The organism is Paenibacillus silvae, from assembly GCF_014639235.1.
In the GTDB taxonomy this organism is placed as follows: domain Bacteria; phylum Bacillota; class Bacilli; order Paenibacillales; family Paenibacillaceae; genus Paenibacillus; species Paenibacillus silvae.
On sequence record NZ_BMFU01000004.1, the window covers coordinates 275,278 to 295,070 of the forward strand.

General features: G+C 47.2%; 16 protein-coding genes. 11 read left to right on the plus strand and 5 right to left on the minus strand.

Annotation, left to right across the window (positions count from 1 at the left end; genetic code table 11):
• Positions 1 to 132: 132 nt before the first annotated feature.
• From IEW26_RS15625 to IEW26_RS15655, 7 genes are all read left to right on the plus strand, one after another.
• Positions 133 to 1,899 carry a sensor histidine kinase gene (locus IEW26_RS15625; RefSeq protein ID WP_229729881.1) on the plus strand — a complete coding sequence of 589 codons (1,767 nt, stop codon included), beginning with the start codon at positions 133 to 135 and terminating at the stop codon, positions 1,897 to 1,899.
• Positions 1,900 to 3,513, plus strand: a complete 1,614-nt coding sequence (locus IEW26_RS15630; protein WP_145402869.1) for a helix-turn-helix domain-containing protein — start codon at positions 1,900 to 1,902, stop codon at positions 3,511 to 3,513. It begins immediately after the preceding gene.
• Between the two features lie 201 nt (positions 3,514 to 3,714).
• Positions 3,715 to 5,250, plus strand: coding sequence for an ABC transporter substrate-binding protein (locus IEW26_RS15635; protein WP_188593052.1), 1,536 nt, complete (start codon positions 3,715 to 3,717; stop codon positions 5,248 to 5,250).
• A gap of 83 nt (positions 5,251 to 5,333) precedes the next feature.
• The gene (locus IEW26_RS15640) at positions 5,334 to 6,257 is read left to right on the plus strand and encodes an ABC transporter permease (protein ID WP_145402867.1); all 924 of its coding nucleotides are present in this window, start codon (positions 5,334 to 5,336) and stop codon (positions 6,255 to 6,257) included.
• A gap of 11 nt (positions 6,258 to 6,268) precedes the next feature.
• Positions 6,269 to 7,162, plus strand: coding sequence for a carbohydrate ABC transporter permease (locus IEW26_RS15645; protein WP_188593053.1), 894 nt, complete (start codon positions 6,269 to 6,271; stop codon positions 7,160 to 7,162).
• Positions 7,163 to 7,200: 38 nt separating this feature from the next.
• The gene (locus IEW26_RS15650; protein WP_145402865.1) at positions 7,201 to 8,007 is read left to right on the plus strand and encodes a Nif3-like dinuclear metal center hexameric protein; all 807 of its coding nucleotides are present in this window, start codon (positions 7,201 to 7,203) and stop codon (positions 8,005 to 8,007) included.
• Positions 8,008 to 8,178: 171 nt separating this feature from the next.
• Positions 8,179 to 9,051, plus strand: a complete 873-nt coding sequence (locus IEW26_RS15655; protein ID WP_188593054.1) for a divergent polysaccharide deacetylase family protein — start codon at positions 8,179 to 8,181, stop codon at positions 9,049 to 9,051.
• Here IEW26_RS15655 and IEW26_RS15660 read toward each other — a convergent pair.
• Positions 9,026 to 9,781, minus strand: a complete 756-nt coding sequence (locus IEW26_RS15660; RefSeq protein ID WP_111269895.1) for an N-acetylmuramoyl-L-alanine amidase family protein — start codon at positions 9,779 to 9,781, stop codon at positions 9,026 to 9,028. The genes IEW26_RS15655 and IEW26_RS15660 overlap by 26 nt on opposite strands.
• 172 nt (positions 9,782 to 9,953) lie before the next feature.
• Here IEW26_RS15660 and IEW26_RS15665 point away from each other — a divergent pair, with 172 nt between their 5' ends.
• The gene (locus tag IEW26_RS15665) at positions 9,954 to 10,190 is read left to right on the plus strand and encodes a YqzE family protein (RefSeq protein WP_111269896.1); all 237 of its coding nucleotides are present in this window, start codon (positions 9,954 to 9,956) and stop codon (positions 10,188 to 10,190) included.
• A gap of 86 nt (positions 10,191 to 10,276) precedes the next feature.
• Here the strand turns inward: IEW26_RS15665 and IEW26_RS15670 are convergent, their stop codons facing one another.
• The 3 genes from IEW26_RS15670 to IEW26_RS15680 all read right to left on the minus strand — a co-directional run bounded on the left by IEW26_RS15670 (position 10,277) and on the right by IEW26_RS15680 (position 14,332).
• Positions 10,277 to 11,227: a hypothetical protein gene (locus IEW26_RS15670; protein ID WP_188593055.1), complete on the minus strand. Its 951-nt coding sequence runs from the start codon at positions 11,225 to 11,227 to the stop codon at positions 10,277 to 10,279.
• 127 nt (positions 11,228 to 11,354) lie between these two features.
• Complete coding sequence (locus IEW26_RS15675; RefSeq protein ID WP_229729882.1) at positions 11,355 to 12,566, minus strand: YqhG family protein; 1,212 nt, start codon at positions 12,564 to 12,566, stop codon at positions 11,355 to 11,357.
• Between the two features lie 5 nt (positions 12,567 to 12,571).
• Positions 12,572 to 14,332, minus strand: coding sequence for a DEAD/DEAH box helicase (locus tag IEW26_RS15680; protein ID WP_188593056.1), 1,761 nt, complete (start codon positions 14,330 to 14,332; stop codon positions 12,572 to 12,574).
• A gap of 345 nt (positions 14,333 to 14,677) precedes the next feature.
• Here IEW26_RS15680 and IEW26_RS15685 point away from each other — a divergent pair, with 345 nt between their 5' ends.
• Positions 14,678 to 17,350, plus strand: a complete 2,673-nt coding sequence (locus IEW26_RS15685) for an adenosylcobalamin-dependent ribonucleoside-diphosphate reductase (RefSeq protein WP_188593057.1) — start codon at positions 14,678 to 14,680, stop codon at positions 17,348 to 17,350.
• Positions 17,351 to 17,445: 95 nt separating this feature from the next.
• On the opposite strand, the gene IEW26_RS15690 is transcribed toward IEW26_RS15685, so the two are convergent.
• On the minus strand, positions 17,446 to 17,802 hold the full coding sequence (locus IEW26_RS15690) for a DUF3221 domain-containing protein (RefSeq protein ID WP_188593058.1): 357 nt from the start codon (positions 17,800 to 17,802) through the stop codon (positions 17,446 to 17,448).
• 131 nt (positions 17,803 to 17,933) lie between these two features.
• Between IEW26_RS15690 and IEW26_RS15695 the strand changes: the two genes are divergently transcribed.
• Both IEW26_RS15695 and IEW26_RS15700 read left to right on the plus strand, forming a co-directional pair.
• Positions 17,934 to 18,791 (plus strand): ATP-binding cassette domain-containing protein, encoded by an 858-nt coding sequence (locus IEW26_RS15695; RefSeq protein ID WP_188593059.1) that lies wholly within the window; start codon positions 17,934 to 17,936, stop codon positions 18,789 to 18,791.
• Positions 18,788 to 19,504, plus strand: a complete 717-nt coding sequence (locus IEW26_RS15700) for a hypothetical protein (protein ID WP_188593060.1) — start codon at positions 18,788 to 18,790, stop codon at positions 19,502 to 19,504. Before IEW26_RS15695 ends, IEW26_RS15700 begins: the two co-directional genes overlap by 4 nt.
• The last annotated feature ends 289 nt before the right edge of the window (positions 19,505 to 19,793 follow it).

Consider the following 19,793-nt stretch of genomic DNA (forward strand, 5'->3'; position numbering starts at 1 on the left):
AGCCTCTGAGGGTCGTGCGTTATGCATCGACTGTTCAGGGGCTGTCTGATTATTGCAAAGTGAATAATGCAGGTGAGAGTTAGGCGTTAAGAGTGAGAGATAAGAGATAAGAGATAAGAGAAGAGGGAACGCATGCAGAGAAAACATTCATTCCGTAGCCGAAGCATTGTATTCAGATTGTACACCCAGATCACGGTTATTTTGGTTATTCTCTTTGCTGCGCTTCTTCTGAGCAACATCTATTCCCTTCAGGTGGTACAGAAAAATATCGTCAGCAATTCAGAGCATACGCTGGCCATTTATACGGAATCGATTCATAACAATCTGGATATCTATGCCAAGGATCTGATGGAGGTATTTGAAAATCAAGCTGATTTTGCCAGAGATTACGGGGAACAATACGCTTCTTCCGGTCATACGGGAGATTATTTCAAAGAATTAAGACTGATCAATGCGCTGAAGTCCAAGATGTCGAATAATTATGCCAGTGACGGCATGTTCATTCAGATTGCCCGGGACGAGAGAGTGCTCACCTTATTCGGCAATCGGATCAACTCTTCGAACAAGCTGGCTCTGGCGGATGAATTGAAGCATCAAAACTGGACAGAAATGCAGGTACAGGGGAATCAGGAGGGGCAGTGGAGCGTGGTAGAGGTGAATCACGTTTATTATCTGTTCAAATGGATTTCATACGGTGAGGTGAGCTTCGGCACGTTTGTCCAGGCAGATCACTTGATCTCTTTAACCAGTCGTGAAGCAGAACCTGCCAGTCAGTTTGTACTCAGCGATCAGGATGGACGCATTCTCACACCGATGTCCAGTCAGGCAAGCTTGGCAAAAAAGAATCTCGACATGACCAAGCAGGAGCTGGGCAATCGTTATCTTTTTGTGAGCAGGCCCATTGCCGAATTCGGGCAAATCACCAATATTGTGATGAAACAAAGTATGTTTTCCGGACTGAAGCTTATTCAGTGGCTGATCATCGGTCTTGGGGCTGTTTCGATTATTGTCGTACCCTTGGTCATGCGATTTATCGCAAAAGAGATGCTGCGTCCGATTCTGGAATTGGTGAAGGCTGCAAAAGAGGTAGAAAAAGGCCAGCCAGCCTTCCCGCCGCCCTCCAGAGCGTACTCTGTTGAATTCATGAAGCTGTTTCATGCCTTTCAATCCATGGTACATGAGATTACACGTCTGAAGATTCAAAGTTATGAAGAGAAGATCGAGAAGAGCCGTGCAGAGCTGAAGGTGTTACAGATGCAGATCAGACCTCATTTTTATCTCAATGCAATCTCCACCATCTCCAGTCTGACTTATCAACATCGGAATGAAGAGATCAGGCGTATGATTCAGATGCTGTCCCGTCATCTTCGTTATATGTTCCGGGCTGAGCAGATGCTTGTCAGCATTAATGAAGAGATGAATCATGTTGAAAACTATATTCGCATGCAGGAAATACGCTACCCGGATCAGATTTTTTATATGACTGATCTGGAGCCGGAAGCAGGTCAAGTTCGTATTCCGCAGCTTTTGCTTCAGACCTTTGTGGAAAATTGCTTCAAGCATGCTCTAACTTATGGAGAGCTGTTATCTATATTTATCCGGGTGCATGTGGAGAGGAAGACAGACGGGGAGATGTACGTTCACATCGTCATCGAGGACAATGGTGAAGGATTCCCGGAAGCCTGGCTTCAGCAAACCTCTTCTTCGGAGATGACTAAGCACGAGGGTGAGCATGTCGGTATTGCAACCATCCGCAGAACGCTGCAATTATTGTACAAACAGGATGATCTGCTGCTGCTGTCGAACGGCGAAGAAGCAGCGGGAGCCAAAATTGACATATGGATACCCGTCCCGGATAACTCTAGTGCTGCATCAGGTATGAAAGTGGGGGAAGTATAGATGCAATGTATGCTGATTGATGATGATATTCCTACCGTTCAGGTATTGCGAGAGATTATTCCCTGGCCTTCTTATGGTTTTACGGACGTGTCACAGGCGCACTGTGTTCAGGATGCACAAATGCTCTTTGCCGCGGGTGTTCCTGATCTCGTTATTTGTGATATCGAGATGCCCAGAGGTTCAGGCATTGAGATGATTCAATGGATCAGGGAGCGGGGGTATGACTGTGCTTTTATTTTTTTTACATGTCACGAAAGCTTTGATTTCGCGTCCACGGCGATCTCCTTCGATGCGGATTCTTATCTGCTCAAACCTCTGAATCAGGAAAAGCTTGAAGCAGCTGTCATGAAGGCTGTTGGCGGCTTGAGGTGGAGAAGACAGATGGGGGAGTATCAGAAGTTTGGCAAGGCATGGCTGAAAAATAAAGGTTTGGTGGAGGCTGGCTTCTGGACGGATATATTAATGGCGACGATTGCCCCGCGGCTGGACCTGATTCAGGGGGAGATTCTCAAACGGGAACTGACGATTCGAACAGAGCAATCCTATGTGCTGGTGCTGATTAGTGTATTTCTATCCGAAATTGATGAAAGATGGAATGAAAGTACGTTCCGTTATGCTTTTGCCAATCTCAGCTCGGAGATTATGCTGCTGCGGCTTCATTATGACCGGATCGTTTCCTATCAGAAAAACAGCATGCTGTATGTTGCCGTGGTAATGGATGAGGACTACGTTAGCCGAACACAGCTGGAGGAACGCGCCCGGCTGCTCATTCAATTAATGAATGAATATTTGAAATGTATGGCAACCTGTTATATTAGCGAGCTCCAGTCGATTGACGAATTGTGCGGGGCAAAGGCAGAACTTGAACGCATGGACCATTCGAATGTCATGTTTCGAGGCAAGGTCCACCTGCAGCAAGAGGTATTTCAGCGGGAGTGTCAGCAACGATTTGATCTGGATACAGTTTATTACACAAGCCTCTTTGTTGAGCGGGAGAAGGCGCAGATTGTGAACCGTCTCAAAAAAGATTTGGAGCAACTTGCTGCGCAGCAGCGGTTGGATGCGGAGATGCTGTATGTCATACGCGAGGATTTCATGCAAGTGGTGTATGCCATTTTGGCTCAGAACCATGTACAGGCTCACCAGCTTTTTACCGATCGGCTTGCCCAGCAGTTATATGTGAAATCCGAGCATAGCATTTTTGATTTTATGAAATGGGCTCATCTTGTCACCGAACGTACCATCGAAACGATTAAGCAGAATCAGCGCTCGGAAGGAATTGTAGACAAGGCAAAGCGTTATATTGATGAGCATTACACCAGAGATCTGAATCGTGAAGAGGTGGCAGCCAGCGTATTTCTAACCCCGGACTATCTTGCCAAAATGTTCAAACAAGCGACAGGGCTGACGATGAAGGAATATTTGAATGAAGTTCGAATTAAATCGGCCAAGCGTATGTTAATTGAAAGTCAATTAAGCGTGGGGCAGATTGCAATGGAAACGGGATATGATACGATTTCTTATTTTTCTACCGTATTCAAAAAGCTTGCAGGAGAAACACCGAACGCATTCAGAGCCAGACATCGTGATATGCAGTGGAATAATGACGTTTAACGTGTTAGATGGTCAATTAGCGTATACAGATACAGGATAAACTCTGCTTCATACGGAGCAGGGTTTTTGTTATTTCCAGACATCAGGCGGCTGCATCCCGTTTTTATGAAAAAACAGAACGTTTTTGTTAAAGCCGCTGAGGGCTCAATTTTATAAAATGAAAACGAATACAAGCACGACACAAGGAGGTCATGAAACAAGATGAAAACAAAGAGATTATGGGGTTCCCTGTTATCATTGGTGCTTTGCGGTTCCTTGCTGGCAGGATGCGGGGCAGAATCTTCATCTTCAACTGCACAAGAGGGGGACGGCTCGCAGAAGGTGGAAAAGGTCGTATTCGCGATGCCTTCATTCAATCGCATTCCTGATGATATCAGTAAAATTACAGCCGCCATCAATGCAATCACCGTTCCGAAAATTGGTGTTGAGGTTGATTTCAGATTATATGGTCCGGCGGATTATGCGCAGAAAGTGAATCTTGCATTGCAAAGCGGCGAGCAGATGGATGTTTTCACAACGCTGGGGCAATTCACAAACTATGTATCCAAAAACCAGCTGTATCCGCTTGACGAATTGCTGCCGCAATATGGCAAGGAGCTGACTCAGATTCTGGAAAAGGATTTTGGCCCAAATCTGCTGGATGCAACGACCATGGATGGACATATCTACGGCATCCCAGTGAATAAAGGCATGTCCTTGCCAACGAACATTGTGTACAATGCCGACATGCTGAAGGAAGCTGGCATGACTTCCGATCAAATCTCGTCACTGGATGATCTGCCTGCGGTATTCGAAGCGGTCAAGCAAAAACACCCGGATGTCATTCCTTTTGGACCAGTTAATGTGAACCCGAGTGACACGAATCTGGTGTTGGCGCTGAAGGGCATGCACAAGATTGATTTTCTGTCAGATACTACGGGAATCGGTGTTGTCGTAGGCAACGACGGGAAGGTTCAAAACTTCTATGATACAGAGGCGTTCAAACAGGGTGCTCAAATGATACGTGACTGGTTTGAAAAAGGTTATCTGGAGAAGGATGCGGCTACAACGTCTATTTCCTTCTCGGATACGATCGCTTCTGGTCGCGGCTTCTCTTTCCTGGGGGGATACAGCGGCATGGAGGCCGCCAAAGCGCTTAGTGCACAAACGGGCAAAAACCTGGAAATGAAACGTTTGGTACCGTATTACTTTGATACCAGTGCGGTCAATCTGGTGAGCTGGATGGTGTCCAGCACGACGAAAGCTCCTGAGGGCTCGGTTAAATTTCTCAATATGCTGTACACCGATCAGCAGTTGATTAATACGATCCTCTACGGCATTGAAGGAGAGGACTATGTCAAGGTGGATGAGCACCACGTGAAGTTCCCGGATGGCATGGATGCGTCGACCGTTCCCTATACAGCTATGCTGAGCACGGGCATCGTCGGTTCGGAATCGCTGCAATACCAGCTGGAAGGTGTGAACTGGTCTGATGTGGAGCTGAAGCTGAAGGAGAACAAGGAAACAGAGCGTTCGCCGTATTTCGGCTTTATCTTTGATCCAAGTGAAGTCAAAACACAGATGAGCGCCGTAACTAACGTGGTCAATCAATATCTGCCTGCGCTCGTAACCGGAGTGCTTGATCCGGATAAAACCATTCCACAATTCGTAAAAGCTTTGAACGATGCGGGGGCCCAGGATATTATCGCGAGCAAACAAAAGCAACTGGATCAATGGATTGCAGAACATCAGAAATAAAATGTGGATGAACGTTTAATGTGGAGCGGCGGTGTATGGCCTTGGAACGCGCCCCGCTCTTCATTAAGGAGGAGAATGGAGCAATGACTGTGAAAACCAAATCCGGAGGGATAAGAAAAACACTGCCTTTACTGCTGCTCGCTGCACCTGGTCTGCTGTATTTTCTGATCAACAATTATTTGCCGATGGCCGGCATCTTTATCGCTTTCAAGGATGTGAACTACGCCAAAGGTATCTTTGGAAGTGACTGGGTGGGCTTTGACAATTTCAAATTTTTGTTTCAGACAAGTGACGCCTGGATTATGACACGCAACACACTGTTGTACAATCTGGCCTTTATTGTGCTTGGTACGATGCTGTCGATTGCCATTGCCATTCTGATGTCGGAGTTGTTAAAAAGCGTATGGTCCAGAATGTTTCAGTCCGGCCTTGTTTTACCCAATCTGATCTCGATGGTTGTACTGTCTTATATCGTATTTGCTTTCCTGAATGCAGACAGCGGTTTTATCAATAATTCGATCCTGAAGCCGCTTGGCATTCCCGAGATTAACTGGTATTCAGAAGCAAAGTATTGGCCCTATCTACTGGTGTTTATTCAGCTGTGGAAGACGGCAGGATACGGCTCTATCGTGTATATCGCTTTTATCTCCGGCATTGATAAAAGCATCTATGAAGCGGCCAAAATTGATGGTGCAGGCAAGCTCAAGCAGATTCGCATGATTACACTGCCTTTGCTCAAGCCAACCATTATCATACTGACTCTGATGTCCATTGGACGTATTTTCAATTCTGATTTTGGCTTGTTCTATCAGGTGCCGATGAATGCCGGGGCATTATACAGCACCACACAGACGATTGATACGTATGTGTACCGGGCGTTGATGCAGGTCAATGATATCGGGATGTCAGCAGCTGCGGGCTTATATCAATCCATTGTGGGATTTGTTTTGGTGATGGTTGCGAATGCCATTGTCAAAAAAGTTAATCCTGAGAATGCATTATTTTAGGGGGAAACACCATGATACAAACCAAGGGTGAACGCGCTTTTCATGTGTTTTCCATCGCTGCTATGGCTGTGTTTACGCTGCTTGCTTTTCTGCCTTTTATTCTGATCATCATGGCATCCTTCACGGATGAAGCGTCGTTAGTTCGAAACGGCTACAGCTTCTTTCCAGAAAAAATGAGCATGGATGCTTATGTATACATGTGGTCCTCAGCATCTACATTTGTCCGTGCTTATGGGGTATCCTTTCTAGTCACTGTGTTGGGAACGGCGCTTGGGTTGTTAATTACCAGCATGCTCGCTTATCCGATGTCGCGTCAGGACTTTAAATACCGCAATGTGCTGGCCTTTATCGTGTTTTTCACCATGCTGTTCAGCGGGGGCATTGTGCCTTCCTATATTTTGTGGACCAAGTATTTTCAGATTAAAGATACGCTGGCAGCGCTTATTATCCCGAACCTGCTAACCAATGGATTCTACGTGCTGTTAATCCGAAATTTTTATAAAAATAATATCCCTGTTGAGCTGATTGAGTCAGCTCAGATCGATGGAGCCTCGGAGCTTCGCATTTTCTATCGCATGATGCTGCCTCTTTCTGTACCGGTTCTGGCGACCGTTGGATTATTTATGGGACTGGCTTATTGGAATGACTGGATTAATGCTTTATATTTTATAACCAAACCCCAGTACTACGGAATTCAGAATATGCTGATTCGTTTGATGAATAACATTCAGTTTCTGAAATCAGGCCAGGCCAGCAGCATGCTGGGTGCCAATGCAGCTGAGCTGCCGAGTACAGCGGTACGGATGGCTATGGCAATCATCGGGATCTTGCCGATCCTGGTCGTATTTCCTTTCCTTCAAAAGTATCTGACCAAGGGCATTATTGTTGGTGCAGTTAAAGGTTGATCACCAGCTGAAAGGCTGAAGTCCAAGGAGGATCATAAATGAATGTACAGCAAGTGATGGAAACGGTGATTCAGGATTCCTGCGGAGATCAGCGTCTGCCTAGCACGGGAGATGTGCTTGTCGCTGGAGAAGCAGGCATGAAGGTAACAGGCATTGTGACCACATATATGGCAACGGCCGATGTAATTCGGCAGGCTCATGCCATAGGAGCTAATCTGATTATTACACATGAGCCGAGCTTTTATACGGGAGCAGATCAGCTGGACTGGGTACAGCAAGATCCTGTATACGAAGCCAAGCGAAAGCTTATCGAGGAATGCGGTATGGCGATCTGGCGATACCATGATTACATGCATATGGCACAGCCGGATCGAATATACACGGGATTGATCAAGGAGCTGGGATGGGAATCCAGACAGGTCGATTATCCGTATCCATGGATTTATGAGATGGATTCGTTGAAACTGCGTGATCTGGCTGAGGAATTGAAGCAAAAGCTGCATATGGATGTTATACAAATTGTAGGAAACCCTGATATGACATGTTCTCGTATTGGCATTCTTGTTGGTGGAGGAAGCCTGGGGTTAGGCAAGGAGTCGATGCCAATGGAGCTTATGCGAGAACAAAACCTGGATGTCATGATCTGTGGCGAGATTACGGAATGGACGCTGTGCGCATATGTCAACGATGCAGCCATGCTTGGATTAAACAAGGCAATGCTGATCATCGGACATGAACGCAGCGAAGAGTGGGGCATGAAACATATGGCCGATTGGCTGCAGCCCCTTGTTGGTGAGATTCCAGTGCATTTTCTGGATGCCAAAGAGCCTTTTCTGTACCTGTGATAAGCTGCAATTCAAACTGTATAGAATTTGAAGTTCATCGTAAAGCCTGCGGATGCAGGCTTTTTGGCGTTGGAGGCATCGACTTAGAATGAATTGGGAACGCGAACTTACATAGAAGTGGTGATGGAATCAAACAATGAGAAGACGAAGTTCAAAAGGAGGCAGCAGGGGATGAAGGAAAATGATATTAAGCGAAAAAATAGCGGGGACAGGTATTCTGCTACCTGGGGATTTCGGTGGGCAATTCTGCTTTGTGTGGCAGGTTTAATCAGCGTAACAAGCGGTTCCGGAGTATCCGCCAGTCCGGATGGCGTATCATCCGCTCAGCCTAATCGAATGGCGATTATTATTGATGATATGGGCAATGACATGAAGGGAACTGCCGAAATTCTAAATATGCCGGTCAAGCTGACTGTGGCGATTATGCCTTTTTTGCAAACAACCAAGAAAGATGCAGCGGCGGCGCATGAAAAAGGAATGGATGTCATTGTTCATATGCCGATGGAACCGAAGAAGGGAAGACCGGAATGGCTTGGTCCGGGGGCAATCACTTCCAATCTGACAGATGAGCAGGTGCGGGAGCGTGTGGAAAAAGCCATTGATGATGTCCCTTATGCCATCGGCATGAATAATCATATGGGGTCAAAGATTACATCTGATAAGCGCATTATGTCCATCGTGCTGGATGTCTGCCGGGAGCGCGGTCTGTTTTTTGTAGATAGCCGGACCAATTTTCGTTCTGTTGTAGGTGAACTGGCCGCTTCCAAAAACATGCCTCCTGTTGGCAACGATATTTTCCTGGATGATCAGAACTCCAAGGCACATATTCGTAAACAGCTTCATCTGGCAGCCCAGCGTGCGGTTGACAAAAAAAGCTGTGTTGTCATCGGTCATGTGGGACACACAGGCATGAACACCTCTGCCGTGATTCGAGAGTCTATATCAGGTTTGCAAAATAAGGTTCAGTTCGTAGGCATCAGCGATCTGGTGCGGGATGTGTGGCACTGGCAGGCAGCGCCTACACTACCGACAGATAATAAATAATGCCGTCTGCAATAGATTGCGCGATTCGTTTCTGTTCTTTTGGATCACTGATTCTGGCTCGATCAGCAGCATTGCTTAGAAATCCGGTCTCCACAATGACCGCAGGCTGCTTCACATAATTCAGCAAGTAAAATGGTTTGCCCCATACCACTTCACGATGTGTGCCGCATGAACGATTCATTGCATCCTGAATCGACTGCGCTAGCAAGTAGCTGCGACCTTCTTTCTGGTGCAGAACGACAGGTCCGTGTGTAGCCGCACGCGGGCTCCAGTTCGCATGAATGCTGACGACAATATCGGTGCTCACTTCTTCGCTGAGGCTCTTACGCTGTGCCAGATCTCTGATATGCCGTGAACGGCTGTTCAGCCAGCGGTTCTCATCACTAAGCGCATAATCGCCGAGACGATTAATGATAACTGCATACCCTTTGCTGCGGAGCAGCAGGTAAATTTTTTGACTAATCGCCAGATTAATATCTTTCTCCAGCACACCGGCCTCGGTTGTACCGCCATCAATACCGCCATGTCCAACATCCAGCAGGATCACTGGTGCTGCAAAAGCATGATGGCTTGAGCGATAAGCATCTCCATCCGTGATCGGCATCATTGAAGGCTGGTGAACCGGAGATGGCTTGGCTTGTATCGGCACTGAAGCAAAGCAAATATCTGTATTGGAAAAAGAACAAAAACCGATCAGCAAGGCCGCAGTTGCGGCCAGCAGTTTATACATGGACACACACTCTCCTTCATAATTAGGGATCTGTAGCAGATTCGGGGCGTTGTGGATACCTTTGGCATTAGACTGTGCAATCTGATGTATTTCATACGCGGCTGTTTAAAAAATGTTTAGGTTGATCCTGTCCAGCGCACAATAGAAGTGTACGATAAAGGAGGGCGGCTATATGGCTAAAGGTGATGAGCTTGTCAAATACATTACACAGCGCGTCGTGCATTATATGGACACACCGAAGGATGAGCGAAAGGAACGAAGAGCGCAGAGCAAAAGGAAAGAGCCGTGGTCAATGAAGTGGTTTGGCATGATTCCGTTTGCGGTTTCGCTCTGGGTTGGTCAAAAAGAAAGCAGCATGAAATCGAAGCACCGTAAACACCGCTCGTCCAACAAACGAGAACACACATGAAATACGGTTACAGTGAAGCCCTTTTTATCTGTCGACACACCTAAGAAGACGCCATCCGAAAAGGGGCGTCTTCTTTGTGTTGGTTGTTACGGGTTAATCATATAAAAATGTCCATCATTCCGCAGTGTATTAAATGGAACAAACCGCTGAACCGAATGCGTGCCACCTAACGCCACGTAAAGAATAGAATCAGAATCTTGGTGCCACCACTGATGCGCGCTTACCGGCAATGGACCGCCATAGAACAGATTACGTTCTCCTGCTGAAAAGACAAGGGCCTCATTCTGCTTGTACTGCAGCGATTTCTCGATATGAGCAGGCTGGAGCGGTTCCGATGTCAGCCAAGCCAGCTGCAGGGAAGGATCAAACGCCGGATGCGTGTATACCTGATTTGTTCTCACGACTGTCCCAGCGGAGTTATGCTGCGGTTCAAGCAGTTTACCAGCGCCCCATGATGAGGGTGGAGCATTGTTCTCCAATTGAAGTAACGTATGACCCGGTAACAAATCACCATTGGACGCATCCACGTACAAGGCGTCCTGATTTGGGTATTCCAGCTTCCAGTACGCAAGCAGGGGAGGAGCGTAATGTGCTGTAATCTTCCCGCCAGCAGCCTGAACTATCGCCTGCTCCAGATGAAGCCGCTCCAGTGCTTGTCCCAGCAGCTCGTTATCATACAGAGCTTGTTCCCCCTGACCATACTCGCTGAGTGTAAGTTCTCCCAGACTTGTAACTGAAATAATCATATATCCGACACGTTTATCAGAAATGCTGGCCTGAACAAACCAGCCATGCGTTCCGGGTCCCAATGGATAATAGTCCAGCCTGGCAGCAAGCCAGTCCGAATTGGACGTGCCGAGTGCATGTGCCTGCTGCTCTGCATATTGCTCTACGGCAGCAGGGGCCAGATGGCTTGTTGGTGCAGTCGCATAGGCTGTGGGCCAGAACGAGCATACAGCAAAGCTGATCATCACACTCAGGAGCACGTATATGCGTCTTTGAATACGGCTTTGTTTTTGTGCGATAGTACTCTTCACATCAACACCTTCTTCCTGATTTAATTGTAGAGGCTCCTTATTGCAAAGGATGCTGCAACATGTCGGTCAGGCAATCATAAATAAACACTACTTTTGCCAGCATTTGCAGGAAAAGTAGTGTGCTCGTCTATCTTAGATGAAACATGCCGCTGCTGATTGCAGTGACCTTCACCTTTGGCTCATATTGCCAGATCATCTCGGTACGCCGTGTCTCATACTGCCGTTTCATCGCCTCGCGATCCATAACCGCCTGTTTTGCTTTTTCCTGCTCCGTGTCAGCCTGCTCCTCGGCAGGAGTCAGGGCAGGTTCAGCAGCAAGCTCTGCATCACTCGCAACTGGCTCGAGCATGCCCCGAACCCGATTGTTGACAGCCTGCACAGGAGAGGCTTCAGGTGGGGAAGGGACAGTCTGATTATTGGAAGCTTCACGCACAGTTAATCGATTGGCAATGGCCCGGGCTTCTTCTGTTTCTTCGGACTTCTCAACCTCAGGCATATCTTCCCTCAGCACCGCCTCATAATACGCATCGACTACATCCAGCTCCATTTGCAGCCGTTCCTGAGCTTTTTCCGCCCAGCTGTAATCCAGCTTGCTTAACTGACGGGTCAGATGTGATTCGAGTGCTGCTCCTGCGTCCGCCAAAGATATTTTGGGTGCCTGGGCATGCATATTCTCGGCCAATCTTGGGCTAAGGTCACGCCGGCTCAGCTTGCTGCCAAAGTTCTCAACAATCTCGCCTGAACGCAAGGAAATGCCGAGAAAGTGAAGTTCCTCCCGTTTCAGGTCACAGGCAAACTCGATTTTGAAGCAAACGCCGAGCCAAGGCTCATACACAGCAGGAGCTGTCGCACGAATCTGTCGTTTGGCAGCCTGCTCAAACAGATTGACAAAAGCTCCGCCTTCACGGGCCGCTGCAAAAATCTGCTGTAATCTGCGGCTGCCATACACAACGTCTTCACGCAAAATACGACCAGGACCGAGCTGCGGCATGGATGGTGTAATGCCAAAATATCGCCCGAGAATAGTATCTTTGGGTGCGCTGGAGTCCGTTTCAGGTACTGCTGGAGCAGGCTGTGCTGCCTTCGCTTTTGCTTCCGCTGCTTCCATCATCTGCTGATAGGCCTCCGGGTCAAAAACAAAGGTAAAAGACATCGTCTCCGGCTCCACACCGACTCGTTCTACAAACCCCCAGTAATAGGGGCGGTTGGTTAACGCTTTATCTGCCTCAGGCGACAGCTTGACCGTCACATGGGCGGGTGATCTTTCAAGGATTTGACAATCGAGAGCTTCAAGATAAGTCAGGACATAAGCCTGTATTTCATGTGATGACATCGTCATGGATATCAGCGTCCTCCTTTGTGAAGATCAAGTTTGGTGATCAGAGGAACTTCACTGGCAACGTCGCGTTGAATGGAATGCAGCGACTGCCCGAGCGAATCCATTTTGCGGCGAATATCGTCCTCGTTCTCGGATTCCAGCATAATTTTGTACAGACTTTTCTCAATAGATTCATTTTTCTCCAGCCGCTCCAGAATGACGTCCAGACCGCCAATGACCATCTCGAACATGTTGATCTTCTCATGCAGAAGATTCAGAATGTGCTCTTCAATCGTGCCTTTGGTGGACAGGTTGAAAATATTAACGTCGTTCTGCTGACCTAGCCGGTGAACCCGGCCAATTCGCTGCTCTACCCGCATCGGGTTCCAGGGCAGATCAAAGTTGATCATGTGATGACAGAATTGCAGGTTGATGCCCTCACCACCCGCTTCGGTTGCAATCATCGCCTGTACACGTCCGCGGAAAAGATCCATCATCCAGTCTTTTTTTCCCCGGTTCATGCCGCCCCGATAAGGCACAGCTGTAAGCCCGTTATTCCGAAAATAGTTCAGCAAATACTCCTGCGTCGCCCGGTATTCCGTGAAGATAATGACCTTTTCATTCATATCGCGAATCAGTTCCATCGTTTTTTCGGCTTTTGTATTCTCCTTGATCGCCTTGATGTGTGCGACGAGCTCCCAGATTTTATCTCGCAGCGGAGAATCGAGCGGCAGCTTCTTCGACAGATTGACAAGAGTTACAAACACGGCATCCCGGCTACTGCATACTTCCCGCTGCAAAGTGACGAGGGAGAGCATGCTGCTGAGATTGCCGCCGGCCTCCTGATACTGGTCTTTTACAAAGGAGGTGACTCCATCGTAAAGCGCCTGCTCCTCAGGGGAGAGACGAAGACCGACGTTAGAAACATTACGTTTGGTGAACTGTACCGGGCCTTCGCCGCGTCTGTTACGGATCATGACCTTGGACAGCTCATCCTTGAGCTGCTCCTGATTTTTGGGCACCCGTTTATCCACTACAAAGTTGGCGGCAAAATCCCCCTGACGACCCAGCTGACCTGGCTTCAGCAGATTGATCAGATTAAACAGCTCGCTCATATCATTCTGCACAGGTGTAGCGGTGAGCAGCAGGCAATATTTTTTGCGTAACTGCAGCATGAATTGATAGTTGGTCGTTTTTTTGTTTTTAAGTTTATGTGCTTCATCAATGATGATCATGTCATAGTCCATACTTAACAGCATATCTTTGTGCGGGTCCCGTTTGGCCGTATCCATCGAGGCTACGACCACATCATTTTGCCAGGAGTACGCTTTTTTCTGCGCTACGGCAGGAATGCCGAATTTCGAATTGAGCTCACGCACCCATTGAAGCACAAGGGATGCAGGCACAAGAATTAACACCTTCGATACCAGACCACGCACCATATATTCTTTCAGAATAAGGCCAGCTTCGATTGTTTTGCCCAGACCCACCTCATCGGCAAGAATGGCACGGCCTGACATTTCAAATAATACTTTGCGTGCCGTATCCATCTGGTGAGGCAGCGGGGTTAAATCTTGCAGATGCTTCAGACATTGAATTTCGTCAAAATTAGGGATCAGATTTGTTTCTTCAGCCTGAATGCCAAGTTGAAGGAGGCGATAGTCTCCCCATGGGCCGCCTTTATCCAGACGGGATTCGAGCTGGTCCAGCCAGCTTCGATCAAACTCAAGCGGCACGGGTATTTCAGCTGCAGGCTGTTTGAGGTGATGCGGATGTTTCCGATTCATGCTGCGTCCTCCCCTGTCATGCTATATAGATGACGTTTTATTTCGTAGGTAATAGTATGGACGAACGAACGCCAGTTCATAACCTGTAGTGCAATTCCGTCATGCTGCCGATGGACATTCTCAAAAAATTCACAACCTGCGCAAGAGAGCGTATAAGAGAATAGGAGAGAGCTTGGACGAGTACATGTTCCTCTAATCATAAATCTATGACAAAAATCACATGGAAAATCAATATATTGTGTAATATACTGGGTTTATATCACTATATGTAGTGTTTTTGCATATTTTATTCGCAGGTGCGAAGTGAATCAGAAGAATAATCTATTCGGGAGGGTGATTGGAACGATGACGTCCAACAATACACAAACGAATCAACAAGAATATAGTCCGAATAAACACAAGCACAGGCTGGAAGGGCTCAGCGAGAAAATATTTCTCGATCGCTATGCATGGAAGGACGCAGATTCCTCACATGCAAAGGTCGGAGATACCGTGCTTGTTCTGACCAAGGACGATCCCAAGTTCCCAATGAAGGAAGTAGGAGAGATCGTAGAGCGGCAGGGACAGCAGGTCAAGGTGCGAACGCGAAGCGATGCAGTTATTGAGACGGATGTGGAGAAGCTGACATTGACCATCGAGAAAACACCCGAAGAGATGTGGGACCGACTGGCCAAAGCCGTTGCCTCTGTTGAAACAACACCGGAGCAGCGCGCTATCTGGGAAAGCCGATTCCGCTCGGTGCTGGAGGACTGGAAGCTGGTTCCGGGTGGACGTATCGCGGCCGGGGCAGGGGCGAGCGAAGAGCTGACGCTGTTTAACTGTTATGTCATTCCTTCTCCGCAGGACAGCCGGGGCGGCATCATGAAGACGCTGACGGAAATGACCGAGATTATGGCTCGCGGGGGTGGCGTGGGCATCAACCTGTCTTCGCTGCGTCCGCGGCGGGCTGTCGTAAAAGGGGTGAATGGTTCGTCAAGCGGCTCTGTATCCTGGGGGGGCCTGTTCAGCTATACGACTGGGCTCATCGAACAGGGCGGCAGTCGTCGCGGTGCGCTGATGCTGATGATGAACGACTGGCACCCGGACGTGCTGGATTTTATTACGGTCAAACAAACGATGGGTCAGGTAACCAATGCGAATCTGTCGGTTTGCGTGAGCAATGCATTCATGGAAGCCGTCAAGCAGGACGGCAATTGGGAGCTTGTTTTTCCCGATACCCATGACCCGGACTACGATACGGCATGGGATGGCGATCTGAGCAAATGGAATGAAGCAGGTCACAAGGTCATCTCCTATCGGACGGTAAAAGCACGTGAAATATGGCATACTATTATTGAATCTGCCTGGAAATCGGCGGAGCCTGGCGTTGTATTTATGGAGTATTACAACCAGATGTCCAACAGCTGGTATTTCAATCCGATTATTTGTACAAATCCTTGCGGAGAACAGGGCCTTCCAGGCTGGGGAGTGTGTAATCTGTCAGCGATTAACCTCTCCAAATTCTATGATGAAACGAATCATGATGTGGCGTGGGAGGAATTGGCGGAAACGACTCGCATCTCGGCCAGATTTTTGGACAATGTGATTGATGCGACGCCGTATCATTTTGAAGAGAATCGACTTAATCAGCAGCGCGAACGCCGGGTGGGGCTGGGCACAATGGGGCTGGCGGAGCTGATGATCAAGCTGCGTATCCGTTATGGCAGCCCGGAGTCACTTGAATTTCTGAATCAATTGTATGGCTTCATGGCAAAGGAGGCCTATCTGGCTTCGGCGGACATTGCTGCGGAGAAAGGTGCATTTCCGGCGTTTGAGGTAGAACCTTACTTGCAGAGCGGATTTATGAAACAGATGACGGAGGTGTACCCGGAGGTCGAAGAGGCGATCCGTGAAAAAGGGATTCGTAACGTGACGCTGATTACTCAGGCACCTACGGGCAGCACGGGAACGATGGTGGGCACATCGACAGGCATTGAGCCGTATTTTGCCTTTAAATATTTTCGTCAGAGCCGTCTCGGGTATGATGAGCAGTTTGTGCCGATTGCCCAGAACTGGCTGGAGCAGCACCCCGGTGAACCGCTGCCTGATTATTACGTAACGGCGATGGATCTCTCGGCTGAAAATCATATTCGCGTACAGGCCGCCATTCAGAAATGGGTGGACAGTTCGATATCGAAAACGGCGAATTGCCCGGCTGATTTTACGTTGCAGGATACGGCAGAGCTGTATGAGCTTGCCTTTGAACTCGGCTGTAAAGGGGTAACGATCTACCGGGATGGCAGCAGAGATGTGCAGGTGCTCTCCACGTCGAAGAAAGAAGACAATGAAAATGAGCAGGAAAATGAAAGCCCGGCTTCCGATCAGCATACAGAGGACATGGAGAAAAAACAGGTTACGCACCGTGACGAGGCTGCGAATGTCCTGGATAAACAATACAAACGCCGTCCGCAGGTGCTGCACGGTGCAACGTACAAGATTAATACACCATTTGGAATGGCATACATTACGATTAATGATCTGGACGGAACGCCCGGAGAAATCTTTCTCAACGTAGGAAAGGCAGGCTCGGACGTGTTTGCCATGGCAGAAGCGTTGGGCCGTGTATGCTCACTGTTCCTGCGGTATGGCGACCACGGTCACAAGGTGGAGCTGCTGATCAAACATCTGAAAGGCATAGGCGGTTCAGGGGCGATCGGCTTCGGAGCCAACCGGGTGGAGTCAATTGCAGATGCCGTTGCCAAAGCGTTGGAAAGTCATGTGCAGATAAATGAGGATGAGAACAATACTGGTGTGGTCGAAGGTGTACAGGAAGTACAGGGTAAAGGGAAAGTACCCCTTATCCAGACCCAGGTGCAGCATTTGCATTCGACAAACCCGGAAGATACGGGAGTTGAGGTGGATGGACAGAAGGCTATGATCCAATCCATCGATTTATGTCCTTCATGCGGCTCGGCGTCTCTGATCAATATTGAGGGCTGCAAAACATGCAGCAACTGCGGATATAGCAAGTGTAATTAATTTTTCAAAAATACAAGGAATCTCAGGGCAGCGGCAGCATGATTATCATGTTGCCGCATTTCTTTGTATATTTTTCAAGGCGTGTTTATGACCAGTCACTGTTCAAGCCGTTGGATGCTGACAACTGTTCTTATAGGTGGCAGGGATTCCAACTGATGCACTTCAGCAGTAATTTTTACTTTGAGACCTACATCGAGAGTTTCATAGGCCTTCTTATTTACATAATAGTACGAGGCTTCAGGCTGTTTCTGTGCCAGCTCAATAAAATCTTCAAGCTGTCCATTATGCAGAGCTTCCTGACCAATCTGCTCAAGCACCAGGAATTTGTATTTGCCGTTCTCCTCTGTTTTGTAAACGACAGTGCCCTCGTACACGGGATTCGTCTCTGTTTCGGGAGAACAGGCGGAAAGTATGCTCAGACTGAGGAACATGAACAAGATTATTTTTTTCACCTTGAACCTCCTATATGAAGCTGACATTTTAAAAATAATGATATTTAAAATACATTATATACCTTATTTTGCATTAATCATGGTAATCTATGTTTATATTTCTTTCATATCTTGATTAAGGCGGTGAACAATTGACATCAAAGGCGCTGTTAACATTAAAAGAAGCATCAAAGAAATATGGTAGTCGAGAGGTTTTAACCGATATTTCGCTTACGATTAGTCAAGGAGAGTGTACAATTTTAAGGGGCAGCAATGGGTCCGGGAAAAGCACGATGCTCCGAATGGTAAGCGGGTTAATCCCATTAACGTCGGGTCAGAGGTTACTTGAGCATTCGGATATCGTGATCGGATATACACCTGACCGCTTATCCAAACTAAGGATGACTTCAACGGAGTATTTGACACATATGGGGCGAATAGCTGGAATAGCTGGAAGAGAGCTGAAAGAACGCATTAAGCAGCTGCATCATTTTTTTAATCTTGAACAAAGTGATCATGTGAAGCTGACTCATTTCTCCAAAGGAATGCTGCAAAAAACAAATATAATGCAGGCTATGATCAAGACACCACATATCCTTGTATTAGATGAGCCGTTCTCAGGATTGGATAATGAATCAACAGGACATTTGCTTCATTCACTGAAGGTAATTAAAGATGAAGGGACAGCGATTCTGGCAGCCGTTCATGATCCCTTGTTAGCAAGTCAACTGGAAAGTAACACTTATTGGATTCGTCATGGGAGATTAAGCAGGGAGAATATCGTTCCTTTTTCAGAGCATCAGATAGTATATTTTGAACTAGTAGGTATGATAAAGCGTGACCTTATCGATCATCTGGTTGAATTATTCCCGAATGTTACATATAAAAGCAGTGAAAGCGGTCATATGATCATAACCTTTATGTATAAAGATTATAATGGATTTTTACCCGAGTATATCAATAAAGGCGGAGAGATTATTAGCTTAATTCGAAAGGAGCTAGGTTCATGATCGCAATCATATCCTATTTACATACTTGTTTTATGCGATCTTACCGCTACGGTCCAGCGGCTTTTGTGTTTTTTATGGGGATTATTTTCGTGTATAGTGTCGTTCCCAACCCGGTTATGGCTAGTTACGCCTTTTCCACAACATTTATATTTATCATTGCTGCTGTCCTTTGTTATGCGTTGATTGATATTGAAACGGGAAATCAGGAATCGGTAACTGTACTACACAGCGGCAGTCTAGTAAAACTTTATGTTTCGAAATTGTTATATTGCTGGCTTTTTACGACGCCTTTAACTCTTTATGCCGTTGTTTTTCCAGCGATATTTCAAAAGTTCGATCGAAATCCCAGTGTAGAAGAATTAGGGATGTCCCTGATCTATCATCTTGCTGCATCCTGGCTGGGAATCGCTTTGGCTTGTTGGTTTAGCTCCAAGTTTATCCGTTCCCGCGTAATGTCTTTTCTGATGTTAAGCGTTCTTGTAGTGATTACGCTCTCTGTACAGGGAATGGAACAGCTTTTGCCAGATGGATTTAAAAACATGATTGTACTGCTGCCTCCACTAAATAGTGTTGTACATGTCTTGGTTCACTATGATTCTCAAACCCCACTTCATAAACTACTTGCCGTCATTGCACCACTGGTTTATGGGGCTGTTATAACAGGATTATTTCTTGTCATAATTCACAGGCGGAAGCTGGATTCAATGCATTGATTCCACCTCTAGAGTCCTAGGCAGGAAGATGCAATTCGAAGCAAAACTTTCAATCGTGTCACAGATCGGTTTATAATGGATAGTGGCTGCTGAGCAAGTCGGCAGCTTTTTTCTATTTGCAGAGGTCGTGGTAATTTTGCCCAGACGGTAAAAAGGGCTATATTAAACGTTCAATTTGCAGTATGATTTTACAGCTGGTTGGCTGGCAGGAAAGGTTACATGAATTCAACTGGATTGTAACTGTTCCTGTAAAGAGTTCAGGCTGATCTCAGGCGTATAATATAAATCG